The following is a 16,172-nucleotide window of genomic DNA, read 5'->3' as shown; positions in this document are numbered from 1 at the left end:
TATGCAGGCATCACAGAGCAGGTCAAAACCAACATACACGCCACGACAAAAACAACTTGTGTATCGCTGCCTCCCCATCGGGGTGACAGCGATACTCATTCTCTGCCTGGAAGGCTGGCCCCCAACAGCCTGGGTACAGTTCACACGTGTCTGTGTGCAGTGGAATAGTTTATGGTCCCACCCGCAGGCAACACTGCTGTTGCCTGCCTTCTGGCTATTCCTCCAGTCAATTCTGCTCCTGGCGGCATGGATACTCTGGTTCAGGCTGGCTTGTGCTGAAATTTTGGCTCTTGTTGCACTCTCTCAATCGAGCAAAGCTCAGCCCGGCCTGCCAGGGCAAGAACAGCCATATTTCAGGCCAATGAGTGAGGCACAACAGCCAGTCGCGAATAGTCAGCAGTGGCCCGTCGCTCCGCTGTATTCGCCACCTCCAGTCACCTCAGCAGAGCAATACAAACAACAGGCGGCGCCAGCGCAGGCTATGCAGTCCGGCACCTGGACACAGCAGGAGAGACAGCCTCTCCCGCCACCACCAACACCAATACCTGTAAACCAGGACTACAGCCAGGAAGTGGGATCATTGCTCACGTCCAGTCCGACCCCGAGTCAGGCTCCCCAACACAATCTCAAGCTCGCCAATCCCTTTGAGGAAGAAGTGGAGACACACGCACCCTCATTCACGCCAGAAGCGAGGCCCGAACAGGCTCCCACTACCGAAGAGGCTGAAGGTGCCCAGGCAGAGGAAGAAGCTTTGCTTTCGCCTCCTGTCACAAGTGTGATTGAGAACCCCTTTGAAGAAGAGGAAGATACAGCTAAGCATCAACGGATCGCCAGGTCCGCTCGCAGAAAGCGGGAGGCTCAGCCAGCCAACGAGCAAGAGCAGACAGCAGTCTTACAAGATCTCGGATTTTTCCAATCCGAAGCAGGCGCGGAGAAATCAGGCAGCGAAGACACAACAGAGCAAACAACAGAGAAGCACAACCTGGCAGAAATCGAAGCCATCGCGCCAACGCGGGCACAACCAAGCGCGGTCGCCAACCCCTTTGATGTGCAGAGCGATTTAATAGACCTCTTTCAAGAGAGTAGCACGATAGAAGAACAGGACGAAAACCTGGGTATAGAGGAGACATCCGACCCTGAGCAACTCTATGTGTATGGGAACCCCTTTGAAGGACCACTCCCCGACGTCTTTCACCATGATAAGGATTTACAGCGCGTAGTACGCGAACTCAAATCGCCCGAAGAACAAAAGGGAAGCCAAAAGAAGAAAGAGAACTAATTACCCCATTACCCTTGGGAAATGCCCAAAAATTGTGAAGTAGTTCAAAGCGCAAAGAGCAAGCAATCAGGTACTATAGTATCTGTGAACTTGCTCTTTTATTTTTTAGAGATTCTGCATCCTCTACCCTAACGAAGCGTCGCAGGCGCTGAGAACTCCTCGTGCAGTAACGAGTTGAGTAGTTGCACATATGCAAACACATATCGGTTAAAGCAGTGTCCAGATGTATTGAGCTGTGTGGTGGCGACGCTGCTAACCCCCGAATGGGGGTTAGCAGCGTCGGTCGAAAGCCCTAAATCAACCTTTCTGTACATTGCACTAGGAAGGAAGCACTCTACATATGACAATCTCTAATCGCTACTTTAATTCAATGGAAACCTATAAGCAAAAGGGGGACGAGCGAAAGATATGGCATGGGATCTAGAAAAGGGGGAACGAGTGAAAGATATGACATGGGATCTAGAAAGGCGGGCGGTAACAATTGGCGATACCACGATTATGCTGACATCGACTGAGTACCGTTTACTCTTCTCATTACGACATGGCAACCCGGTCACCTACGCCAACCTGGCTTCAATGGCCTATAACTGTAAAATGGATGCCAAGGTCCGTATGATGATGGACAAACACATAGATCGTATTCGAAGCAAGCTCAGAGGCACAGGCATTTATGTGTATTGCGTCAACACCTATGGCTATTTATTACTTCCAGAGGCCTTCTAAATGGCCTGTCTGTAGGGTCCAAGCTAGCTTGGACTCCGAGGTCCGCAGGCCGATTCCCTGACGCAGGAAGGTCGCTTCGCTCGCAGTCCATGCCAGCATGGACCCTACAGGCTCTCCGGCCCCTTACCTGGTGTCAGTGCTGCCTACTTACAAGGTAATGCAGGTATCCATCGCCTTCATCAGTGCTCAGCAGGGAGAAGCCAGCCCCGGTAAACCAGTTGCAGACCTGCTCATCGCTGGGGTAATAGTGGTAATAGCCTTCGTGCCCATGCTCGCCATAGACGAGTGGTAGCTGCAACTTCTTCCCCTCTTCAAAGGCATGGCGCAGGTTCTCCTCACTCTCCAGTTCTACTGTGAAATAGAGAAAGCCATAGGGGTGGAGCGCCCGGGCGAAATTAGCCAGAATGCGTGGCCAATCCTCGGGGAAGACATTCTCCATCGCATCCAGGCAGATAATCCCATCAAACTCATCCACGAAATCCAGTTCCTGCATACCCACATGCCTTACTGCAACTTCTGGATGCTTCCCTTGCGCCTGCTGTAACATCCCCTGAGACTGGTCAACTCCCACAACGGTAAAACCACGCTCCAGCAAAACTGGCCAGTATTTTCCCGTGCCACAAGCCGCGTCCAGCACGCTCCCACCCACCGGAGAGGCATCCAGCAGCCGGTTAAGCATATGCAGGTGTGTCCCGTTGATATAGCCGCCCCAATTCTCATCATAGATAGGAGAAATAAGCGTGTCCATCCGCGTTTCGTTGCGCTGGCGGCACGCCTTAAGCCACTCCGCTCGCTCCATTAGTACAAACTCCTCTACATTCGCATAAACAAATCTAACAGCCGAACAAATGCCTCTCCTCAAGGGTTGCAATCTCTGATTCCCACGAATCTAGTATAAGCGTATTATCATCAGATAACAAGCTTTTCACAATATTTTGCTATTTTTTGTAGGGACACATGCGCTACTTGCGTACGCGCCTACACAGATGAAAAGAAGATAGAATAGATAGGCATTAGTTGGGGTGACATTACCCAGGCATGAATCGTGTAGGCGCGTGGGTGTGCGTCATCTTTTTGCACAATGTCTCCCATAGGCACCCGATGTATCGCGTGCAAGGCGATGTATCGCGAGAATACAGCATGAAGAGCATCTTGCCAGAACACTCTGACGCCCTCGGGCAAGCCACATTACGCTCTTCCATCGGTCGCAACTCTGTACCCCTGCGATACATCGCCTTGCGCGCCGTAAACGGGGCGCCTATGGGATTAGAAGCGCTCTTGCAAAATGTTGACGCACACCCTAGGCGCGTACGTAAGTAGCGCTCTTCCGCCAGGATTGGTTATACTGAGTAGGAAAAAGAGGAGGAATGCATAATGGAGACGATACAATGCTGTCCTGAATGTGGGGCAGAGATACAGGAGGGGCAGACGTGCCAGGAGAATTTCTACCAGATGTTGGGTTGGGAAAGCGAACAACCGGCAAACTGGGCGGTACACCACCTTACGGTGCTCTGCTATCACCTGCAACACCCGAGCCTCTACTCACCAGAAGGGCTGCGCGCAGGTTTCACCCTGCTCACCGACTTTTTGGAGCGTGGCACGACCCCCACGGAGGTGCGCAAACAGCGAGGCGCGCAGGTCGACTCAGGCGCACGCACCTGGAAGATCAAGGGGACACCCGAGTCACATGGCGCCTACGATCCTCCAGTAGTATGGAGCATAACCACCAACCAGGTCATCGCCGCAGGCATCGACAACTACTGCGATAGCGTACGCGCCTGGGCCAACTCAACGCTCATATCCCTCAAAACCTCTGGCTATATCCCGCTCCAGTAGCCATATATGCCAGGGCGTCGCCCCAGTAGCCGCTACTGGCGTACGCGGCTATTTGCGCCACGCCTGGATCTCGTGGGTATGTTCTTCAAAGTGACCGTAGGTGCAGACCTGTGTCCAGCCGCGCACAAAAACGTCCCATTGCTCTGGTTGTAAGCGATTAAGCAGGCCAAAGAGACGATAGTGAGCGGTTTCAAAGAGGGTTACGACCTCGGAGAGCGAGAGTGTACGCAGCTCAGACTCCCAACGATCATTAAAGGCCAGGAATTCCTGGCTGTAATTCTCAGTTGGCTCAATTCCCTTCAGATGATCCTGAATCACCTGGTAACAGACCTCTTCCCAGCGCCCAATATGGCCCATAATCTCTTTACACGACCAGGTACCAAAGGCGCTGGTATCCGTCAAGCACTCCTCGCTCAAGCCATACAAGGCGGAAGTGAGCGCGACGCGCGCCTCGATGATATGCTCAAGAATCTCATGTGGGGCGCGTGTGTCTCTTGCCATGATCTCCTCCTATCACAGTCGTCTCATCTAGAAGCGTCCGCATAAACGCTTGCAAATATCACAATAGCAGAGTTAGACAAGAAACACAAGCTGTTTGTACATAGCCAGAAACGCCATGCGCTGCCTTAGCAGCGCATGGCGTTTCTGGCAGATTCTGAGCTGGTGTATCATGCAATGTTTTCCGGCATCTGGACCGTATGTAGAATGAAGGTAGAGGCATGATGAGAAGTTAGTATGTGGAGGGCTTTACCTATGTCAGATATGGCGAATCAGGAGTATCTACTTAAAGATCAGTATCGCGATGCGACAAACTTCACGCTGCGCGTGGAGACCTTGCAGCGGATGGGCGTTATGCAAGGTTCGTGGTATCGCTGGATCTTTGATCATATTCAGATCCCAGAGCAGAGTCGTGTGTTAGAGCTGGGCTGCGGACCCGGCTTTCTCTGGCGCGAGAACCTGGATCGTGTGCCCCAAAGCTGGGAGGTGACGCTTTCGGACTTCTCGCCGGGTATGCTGGAGGCGGCCCGCCACAATCTGGAAAAAGGTGGTGAGCACTTCGCATACCAGGTCATTGACGCCCAGGCTATTCCTTATGAAGCAGGCCATTTCGATGCCGTGATCGCTAACGCCATGCTCTATCATGTTCCCAACCTGGCCCAGGCGTTCTCCGAGGTGCGGCGCGTGCTGAAGCCAGGCGGAAATTTCTACGCTACAACGATCGGAGATAGGGCCATCGCGGAGTTGGGGACGATCATGCAGCAGGTTGGCTATGGCACCTGGCTGGGCAGCCCTTTTGGCTTTAGCATCGAAAATGGGGGCCAGCAACTTGAGCACTGGTTCACGCACGTAACGCTAGATCGCCTGGAGAAACAGCTATTGATCAATGAACGCGAGTCGCTCCTGGGCCTGGTTCGCTCCGGCATGAGCAAGCAGGAGCAACAGGATGCCACAAAGCTGCACGCCGCCCAGGAGGCTGTAGAGCGCCTGCTGCAACAAGACCAGGAACTCACCATTACCATGGACTTCGGTATCTTTGTGGCTTCAAACTGAGTGCCACGTAGGCACGGGCTGACTAAGAATACACTAGTGCCTCTATATAAAGACGAAACCGGATTCATACAGGCGCAGAAGGCCCGGCAAAGCTAAATCCGGTATAAGCCCGCTCCTGCCGTTGACAGGCAAGCATGCACATGATATTGTTTCTTCAAGAAAATCTGCTTGTGCACGCTTGCTTCACGGAATTACGCAGCTTCTCCCCTTTATCTAGAAAGCGACTATTAGATGTTACTCGAACTCGCCATCGGCGATGCCTATGGAGCTGGCTTTGAATATGCGGATATAGGGATGATTCGCCAGCACAATAACCTAACCCGCTATGTACAGCATCCCCGCCACAATATTCGCCCCGGCGCCTATACCGACGATACGCAAATGACCCTCGCTATCGCCGAAGCGATGGTCTCAAACATCTCCTGGGAGCCGCTCGCGCTGGCGCAGAAATTCGTCGAGGTCTTTAAGCGTGATCCACGCCCAGGGTATGCCACGGGCTTCTACCACTTCTTACAGCAGGTACGTGATGGCGAGCAGTTTCTTAAGGAGATCAAGCCGGTCAGCGATAAAAGCGGAGCCGCCATGCGCGCCGCGCCCCTTGGCATCTATCCATCCATTGACCAGGTAATCGAGCGTTGCACCTTTCAGGCCACCCTCACGCATAACACGCCCGGCGGCATTAACGCGGCAGTGGCGGCCTCGCTTATGACGCATTATTTCCTCTATGACCTCGGCCCCAAACAGAATCTCGGGGCCTTCCTGGAAAAACATGTACCCGGTCGCTGGTCCTCGCCCTGGCGAGGTTCTGTAAAGTCTCAGGGATGGATGAGCGTCCAGGCTGCCATTACAGCTCTTACCCGTAGCGCATCTATGAGCAACCTGCTTAAAGCCTGCATTCAGTTCTCTGGCGATGTGGACACGGTGGCAACTATTGCCCTGGCCGCTGGCTCCTGTAGCCATGAGATCGCCCAGGACCTTCCACCGCACCTGTTGAACACTCTGGAGAATGGCCCCTACGGTAGAGATTACCTGCGCCAATTGGACGCCAGGTTGCTGAGCCTGCTTGAAACGTATAAGTCAGGATACAACTAGAGATCCACGATATCAGCAGGCGTGAAGGCCCCTCGTGGCAAGGCCGTGTAGAACAACTCGTAGACTACTTCACCGCGTGTGATGCCGATCTTCGCACCGGTCTCAGTTGCAGATATACGGCAACGATGACCCGTGTACGTGGCTCGATGGGCGAAAGAGAAGGACCAGGGAAATCAAAGAATATCTAAAAAAGTAACTATCTGGATCTCTTTGACAAACGAATGAAAACTAAGCCTGTCCACGGAAAGATAACACAATATAGAGAAGCAAAACACATATTTGCACGATGAGTATAAGCCGCAGCCTTGTGATGAAGGGGCGTTTGATTGTTTTATGCCTAAAGTATTTTCGTGCAACATAGGCGGCAGGGGTGCCGCCAGCAAATGCGAGTAACAATAAGACGTTCTCTGGAACTCTTCGTCCTCTATTTCTGGCTGAATGCTTATCCAGGCCATAGACGACAAAAGTCAGGATGTTAAGTACAATAAAGTAACTAATAATTAATTTCAAGTTTGCCCTCGTCTCTTTTTGCAACATACAAGCAAAATCAGCTTTACTTGTATATCAATATCATATAACATATTGTGAGCTTGAGGAGGTCGGGAAATCCTGCCTCTTGAACCAAACTGATACGCAGCCGCGTCAGATCGCGTAACTCCTACTGCTCCCGACCTGGCACAAAGCTAGCAGTGAGCAAGCCGTGCTGCAACAAATCGGCAATCCATTCCGCGTCCTGAACGTCCGTCTTGCGACCTGGCACAGCCTTCATATACTGTGCATTCGCCACGACCAGCTCAAAGAAGCTGATCCTGCCGCCGATAGACCTGCATCCTGTAGATTCCCGTGCTTTCCATATCTATGTGTGCGTATCCTTCTTGCTGCCAGGCACGTAAAGCAAGCAGATCAGCGATTTCATTGCGGATTCAATCCTTTTTCATTGGGAGTGGTGCGCCTGCGGCGCATGACGTTTCTTAGTGGGGTTCTATCCTAAAGGGAATTCTGGGGGTAAATAGGGAAAAATTGGCTCATCTGGCACAGTAAGATCATATATAATATTTAGAATACTTCGGGTATAGTTCTGTTCTCCCCGAAGCTTACCTGAGGCACTCAATCTCGCTGAGCTATTGCTCGCAAGGGAGAGGAGGCATGGGCGAGGTAATTTGTCAGGGGGAAAGACCTGGCAAAAAGAGAACACCTGACCTGTGTCTTGCGCAGGGAGCGTGTCTCCCTCTGCTGCAGCATAGACAGCGAACTTCGTGATAGCGTGGATTGCTTATTCAAGGCGAGAGAAAGGATGTGCGCGGAGAAATAGAGAGTGGACTCGAGTTGGAAACGGGTAAATGTGGAGAGTGGGTGGAATGAACGTTCCGCTGAGCCTGCGGATACCAGCGTTCCGCTGGTTCGCCGTTTGGCAGCTAGTCTCCCAGGTGGGGGAAGCGGCCCAAATGGTCGCCATCAATATGGTGGCCTTCGGAGGGAACCACAAGGGTGCTCTGGCGGCTTCGGTGCTGCTGGGTTTCGCTCCTCAGGCCCTTGCGGGCCACTGGGGAGGTCCCATCGTGGACAAGTTTCCACGAAGGGTACTCATGATCGGCTGTTTGGGGGTCCTAACGCTGCTAGCTTTGGGACTCTCAGTGCTCCAAAGCCAGCATGAGCTGGCCCTGTGGGCACTAGATAGCCTCCAGGTGCTCGTTGGATCCACAAAGGGCCTGTACCTGGTCGCGGAAGACGCTCTGGTGCAGGAGATAGTACCCAAAAAAGCGCTTTCATCTGCTCAGGCGCTCAACTCGGCGTTGGTAAACTCGGGCCTGATGCTGGGCGGATGGCTATCGACGCTGGTGGACCTGTCCCAGCTCTTCGTTATCAACGCGGGCAGCTATCTTGCGATCATGCTCTTTCTGCTCCGGGTAAAAGCCGGGCGAGAGGTGCAGCTGAGGCGGGGTATGCCTGCATCGATGCGGGAAGCCAGGGAGTACCTAGCGCGCGCTGAGAACGCGCAAGCCCGGTGGGCTCTGCGCCTCTGCGGTATTGTGACCTTGTTCTTTGCGAATGGGCTGGTCACGAAACCGCTCGTGGGGGCTGACCTGTTTGGCGGTGGGAATGCCTACGGGCTGCTCACGGCAGCCAACGGTATTGGCGTTCTGATTGTGATGGCCTTTCAGGCACTATGGCCAACGCCTGCGACCGTGCACTGGTTGTTTATCTGGAGCGCTCAACAATGCCTGTTTTTGATAGGCTATGTTGCGGCCCCTTCTCTGCCCATGTCGATGGCCTTCCTGGCGACGGCCTGCCTGGGAGGAGGAGGACTGACGAACATATCCAAGGTAATGGTCGTGAAGGGTGCGCCCAGTGACATATGGGGTCGCCTTTACGGGATTGTCCAGATGGTTTACCTGGGCAGCCTCCTTTGCAGCAATTTGGTTGCGATGGGGGTTGCAGCTCTCTGGGGCACATACGCCATGGGTGTTGGTATCTATGGCGTAGGGGGTATCCTTGTGGGCGTCTTGTGGGTATTCTACACCTCCAGGTCGCCAAAGTGACCACGTTAATCCTCGCCGCCCCCGGTGAGCCTGCCATGTGATATGGCAGGCTCACCGGGGGCGTTTGTTTACAGGGCTTTCCTAATTTTAATAAGTTGACAGTACCTTACACATAGCGCCTGCTTTAAATTCCTCAACAGCACCAATTGCCTAGTCATAATACGCAGGTGATTTCTTGAGTGTGCGCCATTGTTCGCCGTCGTGGCCGAAGACAGTGAGCGTGACATGCTCACGCTCGACTATATCCAGCAGTTTACGTGTGCTGGCGTGAAGCTGCTCCTGATCTTCATCGGTGGGCCAGGCTGTGCGCTCAGGTGTGAAGAGACGTTGCATGACCACGGCGTCTACGGCCAGCAGCACGGGACCAGTCTCGGGCAGGCGCAGCAAAACCGATTGATGCCCGGTTGTGTGTCCACTGGTCTCTATGAGCGTGATCCCCGGCAGCAGCTCGGTATCCCCGTCCAGCAGGCGATAGCGCAGGGCAGGATGATCCCAGTGAGAGCGAGCCTGGGCGAAGCGCGGATGCCCGCTCCGTGCTAGTTCGTAGTGCGACCGCTGCACAACAAACTCGGCCTGGGGAAAGGCATCGTGATAGCCCGCGTGGTCTACGTCGAAATGGGTGGCAATGACAATTGAGATATCCTCCGGACGCAGGCCAAGCGCGTCCAGGTGCTCCAACACGTTCTTTGCGTCCTCGGCTGGCGGCATCCCTGGAGACACAGGTGCATCGGCTGGCATACCACTATCAATCAGGATATGGCGCCCGTCGCTTAGCTCCACGAGGTAACAACCGGAGACCATGGAGAGTGTTCGCCCCGCCCCGACAGGTACTGTCGAGGTCGATAACTGGAAGGGATATAATCGGCGTGGTGTCACACTACCTGTTGTCATACTGTCAGTACTCCTTATTGCTTGGTGCATGCAATAATCTTTATACGCTGGCAGGCACTCGCCTACCCTCTGGTTGAGTATACCCGAGCGCCATCAGCATAAACTGTAAGCGGCATTACTGACAAAAGACGCGAAGTGTGCTACTGTATGGTCAAAGCACACGCTTCCCCATTAACCCTATCTCTGCAAATGCTGATTTAAAAAGCTAATGGTGCGCTCCCAGGCCAACTGGGCCGCCTGCGCATCATACTCGGGGCGATCCTCCTCAAAGAACCAGTGACGCGTTCCTGGGTAGAGGTGGAACTTCACCTCCTTACCTCTCGCCCGCAGACTCTCTTCGAAGAACTTCATGTATTCGGCGGACTCATACTCATCGTGTTCAGCAAAGTGGCCGAGAAAAGCCGCGTTGGCTGTAACCTTCTCCGCATCTGAAAGCCCATAAAAGGTCACGATCGCCGTGGCCGGGTCTTCCAACAAGAGTCCCCAGGCACTGCCCAGGGAGAAGCCGATGGCACCAATGTTCTCCCCACGCGTCTTTTCTTGCACCTGGAGATAGCTAATAGCTGCCATAATATTCTGATATGTCTTGCCCTCATCCAGTGAGTCGCGCAGTTGCTCAGCTTCAGCAATAGTCTTTGCCACACGGCCATCTTGATAGAGATCAGGTGCGAAGGCCACAAAGCCAGCCTGTGCCAAACGCTCACAGACTCCCTTAAAGATATCATTGAGTCCCCACCAGGCATGCAACACAAGCACACCTGGGCCAGCCCCCTGCTCGGGCACCGCCAAATAACCCGGCACTTGGCGATCATCCACCTTGAAAGTAACCATCCCTGTCATAAATACAATCTCCTTATTTACCAACTGCTTATAAAGCGCCAGCTAGAGCATAACTACTACTAATTCTACAAGATAAAGCGGAGAAGATTGTTCCTCATTAGTTGTAGGGTCCATGCTGAGTAAGCTTATGACCCGCGAGGACATGCCAGCACATCCTCCTTTTCGCCAACGCTTGTCTATTACCGCCCGCCGTGCATATAATTTAAAGAACATATTCATGAAAAGAGATCTTTTACATGACGACAAACACGCTACCTATCTTAGACGGACACAATGATACCTTGCTGCATCTCTACTCGCAGGAACGGGGAAGTGGGCGGAGTTTTTTTGAGCAGAGTGAGTTGGGGCATATCGATCTGCCACGAGCGCGGCAAGGAAACTTTGCGGGCGGCTTCTTCGCCATCTTTTGTCCCGCACCAGGGAAGACGCAGGCGATGAAAGAGCGCATGATCGTGACGGAAACAGGATATGAGGTGCGTCCCTTCCCGGCGATTGAGCATGCCTACGCTCAACGAATGACTGGCGAGGTCATAGAACTCCTCTACCACCTGGAGGCGGAGTCCGCGGAACAGATTAAAGTTGTGCGCACGGTTGATGAGCTACAGGACTGCATGCAGAAAGGCATCCTGGCCATTATTCTACACTTTGAGGGGGCTGAGGCCATCGCGCCTGATCTCGATAATTTAGAGAGCTTCTACCAGAGGGGTCTGCGCTCCCTTGGCCTCGTCTGGAGCCGCCCCAATGACTTCGCGCATGGCGTCCCCTTTGGCTTTCCTCGTTCGCCCGATACGGGTCCAGGACTGACAGCGGCTGGACGCGAGCTTGTACACGCCTGCAATCGCCTGGGTATCCTGGTGGACCTCGCGCATCTCAACGAGCAGGGCTTCTGGGATGTGGCGCAGATCTCTAACGCCCCGCTGGTCGTGACACACACTGCTGTTCATGCCCTCTCTCCCTCCACGCGCAACCTCACTGATCGTCAGCTAGACGCCGTCAAAGCATCAGACGGCATCGTCGGCCTCAATTTTGGTGTTTCCGACATGCGAACAGACACCAATTCCGATCCCAACCTGCCGCTGACAGTCATGGTACGCCATATCGATTATCTCGTCGAGCATCTTGGCATCGACCGCGTCGGCTTCGGCTCAGACTTTGATGGCACCACGGTTTCGCGAGAAATTGGAGATGTACGTGGACTCCCTAAACTCGTCAGCGCCCTCCGCGAACATGGCTATGATGAAGCCGCCCTGCGCAAATTAACCCATGAGAACTGGCTTCGCGTCCTACGCCTGACCTGGCCATAGGCACTATGCCAGTAGCGTTCTATCATAAATGGTGGTAGTCATTATAGCGCTCAAGAATCCACTTGGGTGCGCTCGCGGGTTGATACCAGTGGGTAATAGAAGCGTTCTTCGTATCCAGGCCAACCCGCGAGGGCAGTGCGGCACTCAGACCAAAGAAATAACTAAATGCCGTGCCGATAACACCCCCGTGGGTGACCAGCACGAGCGTTTTCCCCTGATGTTCTTGCAGAATGCGATTAAAAGCCGCTTGCACACGTCCGGAAAACTCCAGAGCCGTTTCATAGCCAGGCATAAAGCGATAGAAAGGCTTTTGTGCCTCAGATACCTGCTGCCAGCGCCGAGAAAACTCCTCGGGAGTCAAGGTGCCATCATCGCAGACCCACTCTTCAAAGTCTTTCTCAAAGAGCACTGGCTGGTCCCACACAGGCGCCAGGAGTGCTGCCGATTCTCTGGCGCGTCGCATAGAGCTACTCAAGAGCACATTGGCATTGATCTCGCCCGTTCTGGCCAGGCGCTCACGCAGAGCCTCCACCTGCCTAACACCCTCAGGCGAGAGACCTAGATCCTGGTATTTACCATCCTCCAGGTCCTCAAGATAATCGCCATGGCGTATCAAATAGAGATTCGTCACTTTACAGTTCCTTCTACCTTGATTTGCAATATATTTGTATCACCTTCGGATATATCCACTTCCGATATATTATATAAAATAAAGGGAACTGTCAAGATGTGCTACTTACGTACGCGCCCTTTGAATCATCCTTTTACGCTGCCAGCGGTCAGGCCGCCGATCAGGTATTTCTGAAACACCAGGTACAAGATGACCACGGGTAGCCCGCTCATCAGAGCGGCGCTCATGAGCTGACCATAGAGTGGCAGCGCCCCGCCTTCCTGAGCGGCACTAAAGGCCTGCAACTGTACGCCGACCGTCTGCGTCTCTTGCGAGGTCAGTACGCTAGCAAAGAGCACATCGTTCCAACCTGTCAAGAACGAAAAGACCAGGGCGACTACCAGGCCGGGCAGCGCCAGGGGTACAATGATACGCCAGAGGGTTTGCAGCCGCGTGGCCCCATCGATCATAGCCGCCTCCTCGACATCAAGGGGAATATTGGCGAGATACGTCACCAGCAGCCAGGTTGCGAAAGGCAGTGAGAAGGTCAGGTAGGTAATAATTACCCCAGTATAGCTCCCAACCAGTTTCACTTGCAAGAAGCTTTGCAGGGAGACGAAAAGCACAAAGAGGGGCAGCAGGAGCATGATGCTTGGAATGGCCTGCAAACCAATAAGGGAATACAGGTAGGCGATGCGACCACGAAAATGAAAGCGCGTAATCACATACGCAGCCCCAACGGCCAGAACCACCGCAATCGTGCTCGCAACCAGCGAGATAAGCACGCTATTGAAGAGGCCCTGAGCAAGATTGATCGTGGACCACATTTGCACATAGTTTTCAAAGGCCCAGTGGGATGGCAAGAGGTGCTCACCATTCACCTCGATATCCGGTGTCACGGAGAGCAGGAGCATATATCCAACGGGGATCAGGACAAAAATCGCCAGCACCACGATCAGTAGCCAGCGCACCCATGGCGGTAAAACTTCCTGCGCATTGTAATTGTTGCGGTGCCTCATGATGCCTTCACCTCACTCAAGCGCAACGAGCGGATATAGAGGAATCCGGGGATTAACACAAGGATCAGCGTAACCACCGACATGGCGGCGCCACCGCCGAAATTAAAGAGCTGGAATGAAGAGGCATAGATGTTGAGGGGGAGCACATCAGCCTGAATGGGAGGAGGCGTCCCAAACATGACGAAGGGCAGGGTAAAGTTATTGAAGTGGTTAAGCGTGGAGAGCAATACAGCCAGCGCCAGCGTATGGCGCAAGTGGGGTAGAACAATGTATAGCATCTTCTGCCGGAAATTTGCTCCATCTACCGCGGCTGAGTCGTAGACCTCGGAGGGGAGGGATTGTAATCCAGCCAGGGTCAGCATATAAATAAACGGCCACGAGGCCCAGGTATCAGCGATCACCATCGCCCAGAAGCTATTCGCGCCAAGCAGCCAATAGGTATTGACGTTAGCAACATGAATAGCCGCCAGAAAACGATCAACCAGGCCCGTCCCATTTAAGAACATCATACGCCAGATCAGCGCCGTGACAAAGGTAGGGATGACATAAGGGATTAGATAGAGAATGCGCACTAAGGCTCGCCCGCGATACGGCGTGTTCACCGTCAGCGCCGCCAGGATGCCAATAGGCACAATGAACAGCGTAGTAAGCAGCGAGAAACCCAGGCTGACGCCTAGCGAGACAAGCAGGGATGCCCCAACCACGTTCCCATTAGTAAAGGCGGCAAGGTAGTTGCTCAAGCCGACCCATGGAGCTCCTAGCCAGCTACGCAGGCTATATTGATCGAGGTTGAGAAAGCTGATATAGAAAGCGATCAGAAAAGGAATGCCAACGATAACCAACAGCAGCACGAGCCCCGGCCAGAGCAGCCACAAAGGGCGATGGCTGCCAATGCCCTTGCGCAGCAAACGCTTATTTAACGCGCCGGTCGTGCGAATTGGGGGTGGCATCTTTTCTGGTGTAGAACTAATAGACATAGCTACCACCTTTTCGGTCGCGGGATTCGCCTGCACAATACAGGTGAATCCCGCACAGAAGAAGAAATTTCTCTAGTGCAGTGAGCCTTGAATCTGCTGATTCGCCTGGTCAAGCAAGGGCTTGATCGAAGAAGGCGAATATTGATTCGTAGCGACCAGGTTGGCTACTTTGGAACAGACGCCAGCCATGGAAACCTGGATAGAGGCCCAGGAGCCAGAGAAAGGTGTCGGCGTAGCTCCAGCCTCAGCCTGGATAAACGCGGCCGTTAGAGCGTCCTGGCTAGCTAACTGATTGGCGGCTGCGGCATTAGCCGGGAGGTCGCCAAACGTCTTATGCCAGTCTAGTTGGTGCTGATTATCGGTGAGCAGATTGATAAGTTTCAAGGCCAGGTCTTTTTGATTCGAGTACTTAGCAATAGCCAGCATCTGGCCCGAAACAATCGAGGTCGCGGCAATACCATTGGCGGGCCGCTGCTGCATACCATATGGGACGGTAGGCATGGGAGCAAAGGCATAGTGGCCAGCCAGACCAGACTTGTCGAGGGTCGGAATGATCGATGTGGAGACCATGAGCTGCATGCCCACTTTGCCACTACCAAAGGCGCGCGTGGCATCTCCCGATTTCCAGGACATGGCATTTGGATCGGTGATCTTGTATTTTGTCGCCCAATCAAACCAGAATTGGAGAGCAGTCTGGGCCTCAGGACTATTTAACTGAGCGGTCTTGAGATCTGGCGAAAGGAAATCCTTACCCAACTGTTTGCTGAGGGTCCAGATAACCTTCCACGTATCGAACGAGTCCGAGGGGTCGATCTCGGTGCCATACACTCCCGCCGAGGGCTGGTTTATCTTCTGGGCATCCTGAATGAACTCGGTCCAGGTCGTAGGGGGAGTGGTAATACCCGCCTTCTGGAAGAGGTCCTTATTGTAGACCATCGCAAAGGGCGCCATGATCCAGGGAATTCCAATCGTCTGATCGGGAGTCTTGCCTGCCATGGTTAGCTGCTGGGGGAAGAATTTGCTCTTCCCGCCGACCTGCTGCCAATCAGCATCGCTCAGCGTCACAAAACCGTTGGTAGCTTGCGCGGTTGGGACAAAGGTTGTCCCCAGGCTAAATATATCGGGACCGTTGCCGCTAACAATCGCGGTTTGCAGCTTGGTCTGCTCCTCGCTTGAGCTACTATAGGTATCCCAGGCAATCGTAGACCCGGTGAGCTTGTTAAATTCTGTCCCAATTTGTTGCATCCATTGTTTCTGCTGGGTGGGATACGTGGTATTGGCGCCCACCAGCACATGGAGCGTCTGGCCAGAGGTATTTCCGGAAGAAGTGCCGCCGCACGCGGTCAGCATGAGTAACAAGACGACGATCAACGAAGAATACAGGGGGGTGCGTCGCAAATAAGTTTTCACAACTTTGTCTCCTTTGCTTTTTCCTTGCACATTGCTCATTTAGAAGAGCTTCTTTACTCTTCTTAAGAAACATTCCTCGCTTTTATGCTCCTTTCTTATG

The 16,172-nt window shown here is 53.4% G+C and carries 17 protein-coding genes; 7 read left to right on the top strand and 10 right to left on the bottom strand.

Annotated features, from left to right (window positions below; all coding sequences use genetic code 11):
* Position 1 precedes the first annotated feature (1 nt).
* Positions 2-1,279, top strand: a complete 1,278-nt coding sequence (locus JMJ04_RS27645; RefSeq protein ID WP_201373633.1) for a hypothetical protein — start codon at positions 2-4, stop codon at positions 1,277-1,279.
* Between the two features lie 438 nt (positions 1,280-1,717).
* A complete protein-coding gene (locus tag JMJ04_RS27640) occupies positions 1,718-2,002 on the top strand; it encodes a helix-turn-helix domain-containing protein (RefSeq protein WP_201373632.1) in 285 nt (94 codons plus the stop codon).
* 133 nt (positions 2,003-2,135) lie between these two features.
* Here the strand turns inward: JMJ04_RS27640 and JMJ04_RS27635 are convergent, their stop codons facing one another.
* Entirely contained in the window at positions 2,136-2,801 is a 666-nt protein-coding gene (locus JMJ04_RS27635; protein WP_201373631.1) for a class I SAM-dependent DNA methyltransferase, read from the bottom strand.
* Positions 2,802-3,376: 575 nt separating this feature from the next.
* On the opposite strand from JMJ04_RS27635, the gene JMJ04_RS27630 reads away from it, so the two are divergent.
* Positions 3,377-3,838: a DUF5946 family protein gene (locus JMJ04_RS27630; protein ID WP_201373630.1), complete on the top strand. Its 462-nt coding sequence runs from the start codon at positions 3,377-3,379 to the stop codon at positions 3,836-3,838.
* Positions 3,839-3,886: 48 nt separating this feature from the next.
* On the opposite strand, the gene JMJ04_RS27625 is transcribed toward JMJ04_RS27630, so the two are convergent.
* Complete coding sequence (locus JMJ04_RS27625) at positions 3,887-4,339, bottom strand: DinB family protein (RefSeq protein WP_201373629.1); 453 nt, start codon at positions 4,337-4,339, stop codon at positions 3,887-3,889.
* 252 nt (positions 4,340-4,591) lie between these two features.
* Here JMJ04_RS27625 and JMJ04_RS27620 point away from each other — a divergent pair, with 252 nt between their 5' ends.
* Together JMJ04_RS27620 and JMJ04_RS27615 are read left to right on the top strand one after the other, a co-directional pair.
* Positions 4,592-5,389 carry a class I SAM-dependent methyltransferase gene (locus JMJ04_RS27620; RefSeq protein WP_201373628.1) on the top strand — a complete coding sequence of 266 codons (798 nt, stop codon included), beginning with the start codon at positions 4,592-4,594 and terminating at the stop codon, positions 5,387-5,389.
* Positions 5,390-5,620: 231 nt separating this feature from the next.
* Positions 5,621-6,481, top strand: a complete 861-nt coding sequence (locus JMJ04_RS27615; RefSeq protein ID WP_201373627.1) for an ADP-ribosylglycohydrolase family protein — start codon at positions 5,621-5,623, stop codon at positions 6,479-6,481.
* A 228-nt stretch (positions 6,482-6,709) separates the two neighbouring features.
* Here JMJ04_RS27615 and JMJ04_RS48925 read toward each other — a convergent pair whose 3' ends face one another.
* Both JMJ04_RS48925 and JMJ04_RS48150 read right to left on the bottom strand, forming a co-directional pair.
* Positions 6,710-7,018 (bottom strand): DUF1294 domain-containing protein, encoded by a 309-nt coding sequence (locus tag JMJ04_RS48925; protein WP_420799512.1) that lies wholly within the window; start codon positions 7,016-7,018, stop codon positions 6,710-6,712.
* Between the two features lie 121 nt (positions 7,019-7,139).
* Positions 7,140-7,268 (bottom strand): hypothetical protein, encoded by a 129-nt coding sequence (locus JMJ04_RS48150; RefSeq protein ID WP_268887378.1) that lies wholly within the window; start codon positions 7,266-7,268, stop codon positions 7,140-7,142.
* Positions 7,269-7,839: 571 nt separating this feature from the next.
* On the opposite strand from JMJ04_RS48150, the gene JMJ04_RS27605 reads away from it, so the two are divergent.
* Positions 7,840-9,021, top strand: coding sequence for an MFS transporter (locus tag JMJ04_RS27605; protein WP_201373625.1), 1,182 nt, complete (start codon positions 7,840-7,842; stop codon positions 9,019-9,021).
* Between the two features lie 150 nt (positions 9,022-9,171).
* Here the strand turns inward: JMJ04_RS27605 and JMJ04_RS27600 are convergent, their stop codons facing one another.
* Together JMJ04_RS27600 and JMJ04_RS27595 are read right to left on the bottom strand one after the other, a co-directional pair.
* Positions 9,172-9,912 (bottom strand): N-acyl homoserine lactonase family protein, encoded by a 741-nt coding sequence (locus JMJ04_RS27600; protein ID WP_201373624.1) that lies wholly within the window; start codon positions 9,910-9,912, stop codon positions 9,172-9,174.
* 177 nt (positions 9,913-10,089) lie between these two features.
* Positions 10,090-10,752: a dienelactone hydrolase family protein gene (locus JMJ04_RS27595; protein WP_236038440.1), complete on the bottom strand. Its 663-nt coding sequence runs from the start codon at positions 10,750-10,752 to the stop codon at positions 10,090-10,092.
* Between the two features lie 236 nt (positions 10,753-10,988).
* On the opposite strand from JMJ04_RS27595, the gene JMJ04_RS27590 reads away from it, so the two are divergent.
* On the top strand, positions 10,989-12,056 hold the full coding sequence (locus tag JMJ04_RS27590) for a dipeptidase (protein WP_201373623.1): 1,068 nt from the start codon (positions 10,989-10,991) through the stop codon (positions 12,054-12,056).
* 22 nt (positions 12,057-12,078) lie between these two features.
* On the opposite strand, the gene JMJ04_RS27585 is transcribed toward JMJ04_RS27590, so the two are convergent.
* The 4 genes from JMJ04_RS27585 to JMJ04_RS27570 all read right to left on the bottom strand — a co-directional run bounded on the left by JMJ04_RS27585 (position 12,079) and on the right by JMJ04_RS27570 (position 16,072).
* Positions 12,079-12,687 carry a histidine phosphatase family protein gene (locus tag JMJ04_RS27585; protein ID WP_201373622.1) on the bottom strand — a complete coding sequence of 203 codons (609 nt, stop codon included), beginning with the start codon at positions 12,685-12,687 and terminating at the stop codon, positions 12,079-12,081.
* Positions 12,688-12,812: 125 nt separating this feature from the next.
* The gene (locus JMJ04_RS27580; RefSeq protein WP_201373621.1) at positions 12,813-13,685 is read right to left on the bottom strand and encodes a carbohydrate ABC transporter permease; all 873 of its coding nucleotides are present in this window, start codon (positions 13,683-13,685) and stop codon (positions 12,813-12,815) included.
* Positions 13,682-14,662, bottom strand: coding sequence for a carbohydrate ABC transporter permease (locus JMJ04_RS27575; protein WP_201373620.1), 981 nt, complete (start codon positions 14,660-14,662; stop codon positions 13,682-13,684). The genes JMJ04_RS27580 and JMJ04_RS27575 overlap by 4 nt, the downstream gene beginning before the upstream one ends.
* Before the next feature lie 72 nt (positions 14,663-14,734).
* Positions 14,735-16,072 carry an ABC transporter substrate-binding protein gene (locus JMJ04_RS27570; RefSeq protein ID WP_201373619.1) on the bottom strand — a complete coding sequence of 446 codons (1,338 nt, stop codon included), beginning with the start codon at positions 16,070-16,072 and terminating at the stop codon, positions 14,735-14,737.
* Between the last annotated feature and the right edge of the window lie 100 nt (positions 16,073-16,172).

Source organism: Ktedonobacter robiniae (assembly GCF_016587375.1).
Lineage (GTDB): Bacteria > Chloroflexota > Ktedonobacteria > Ktedonobacterales > Ktedonobacteraceae > Ktedonobacter > Ktedonobacter robiniae.
This window is presented reverse-complemented; position numbering and strand designations above follow the sequence as displayed.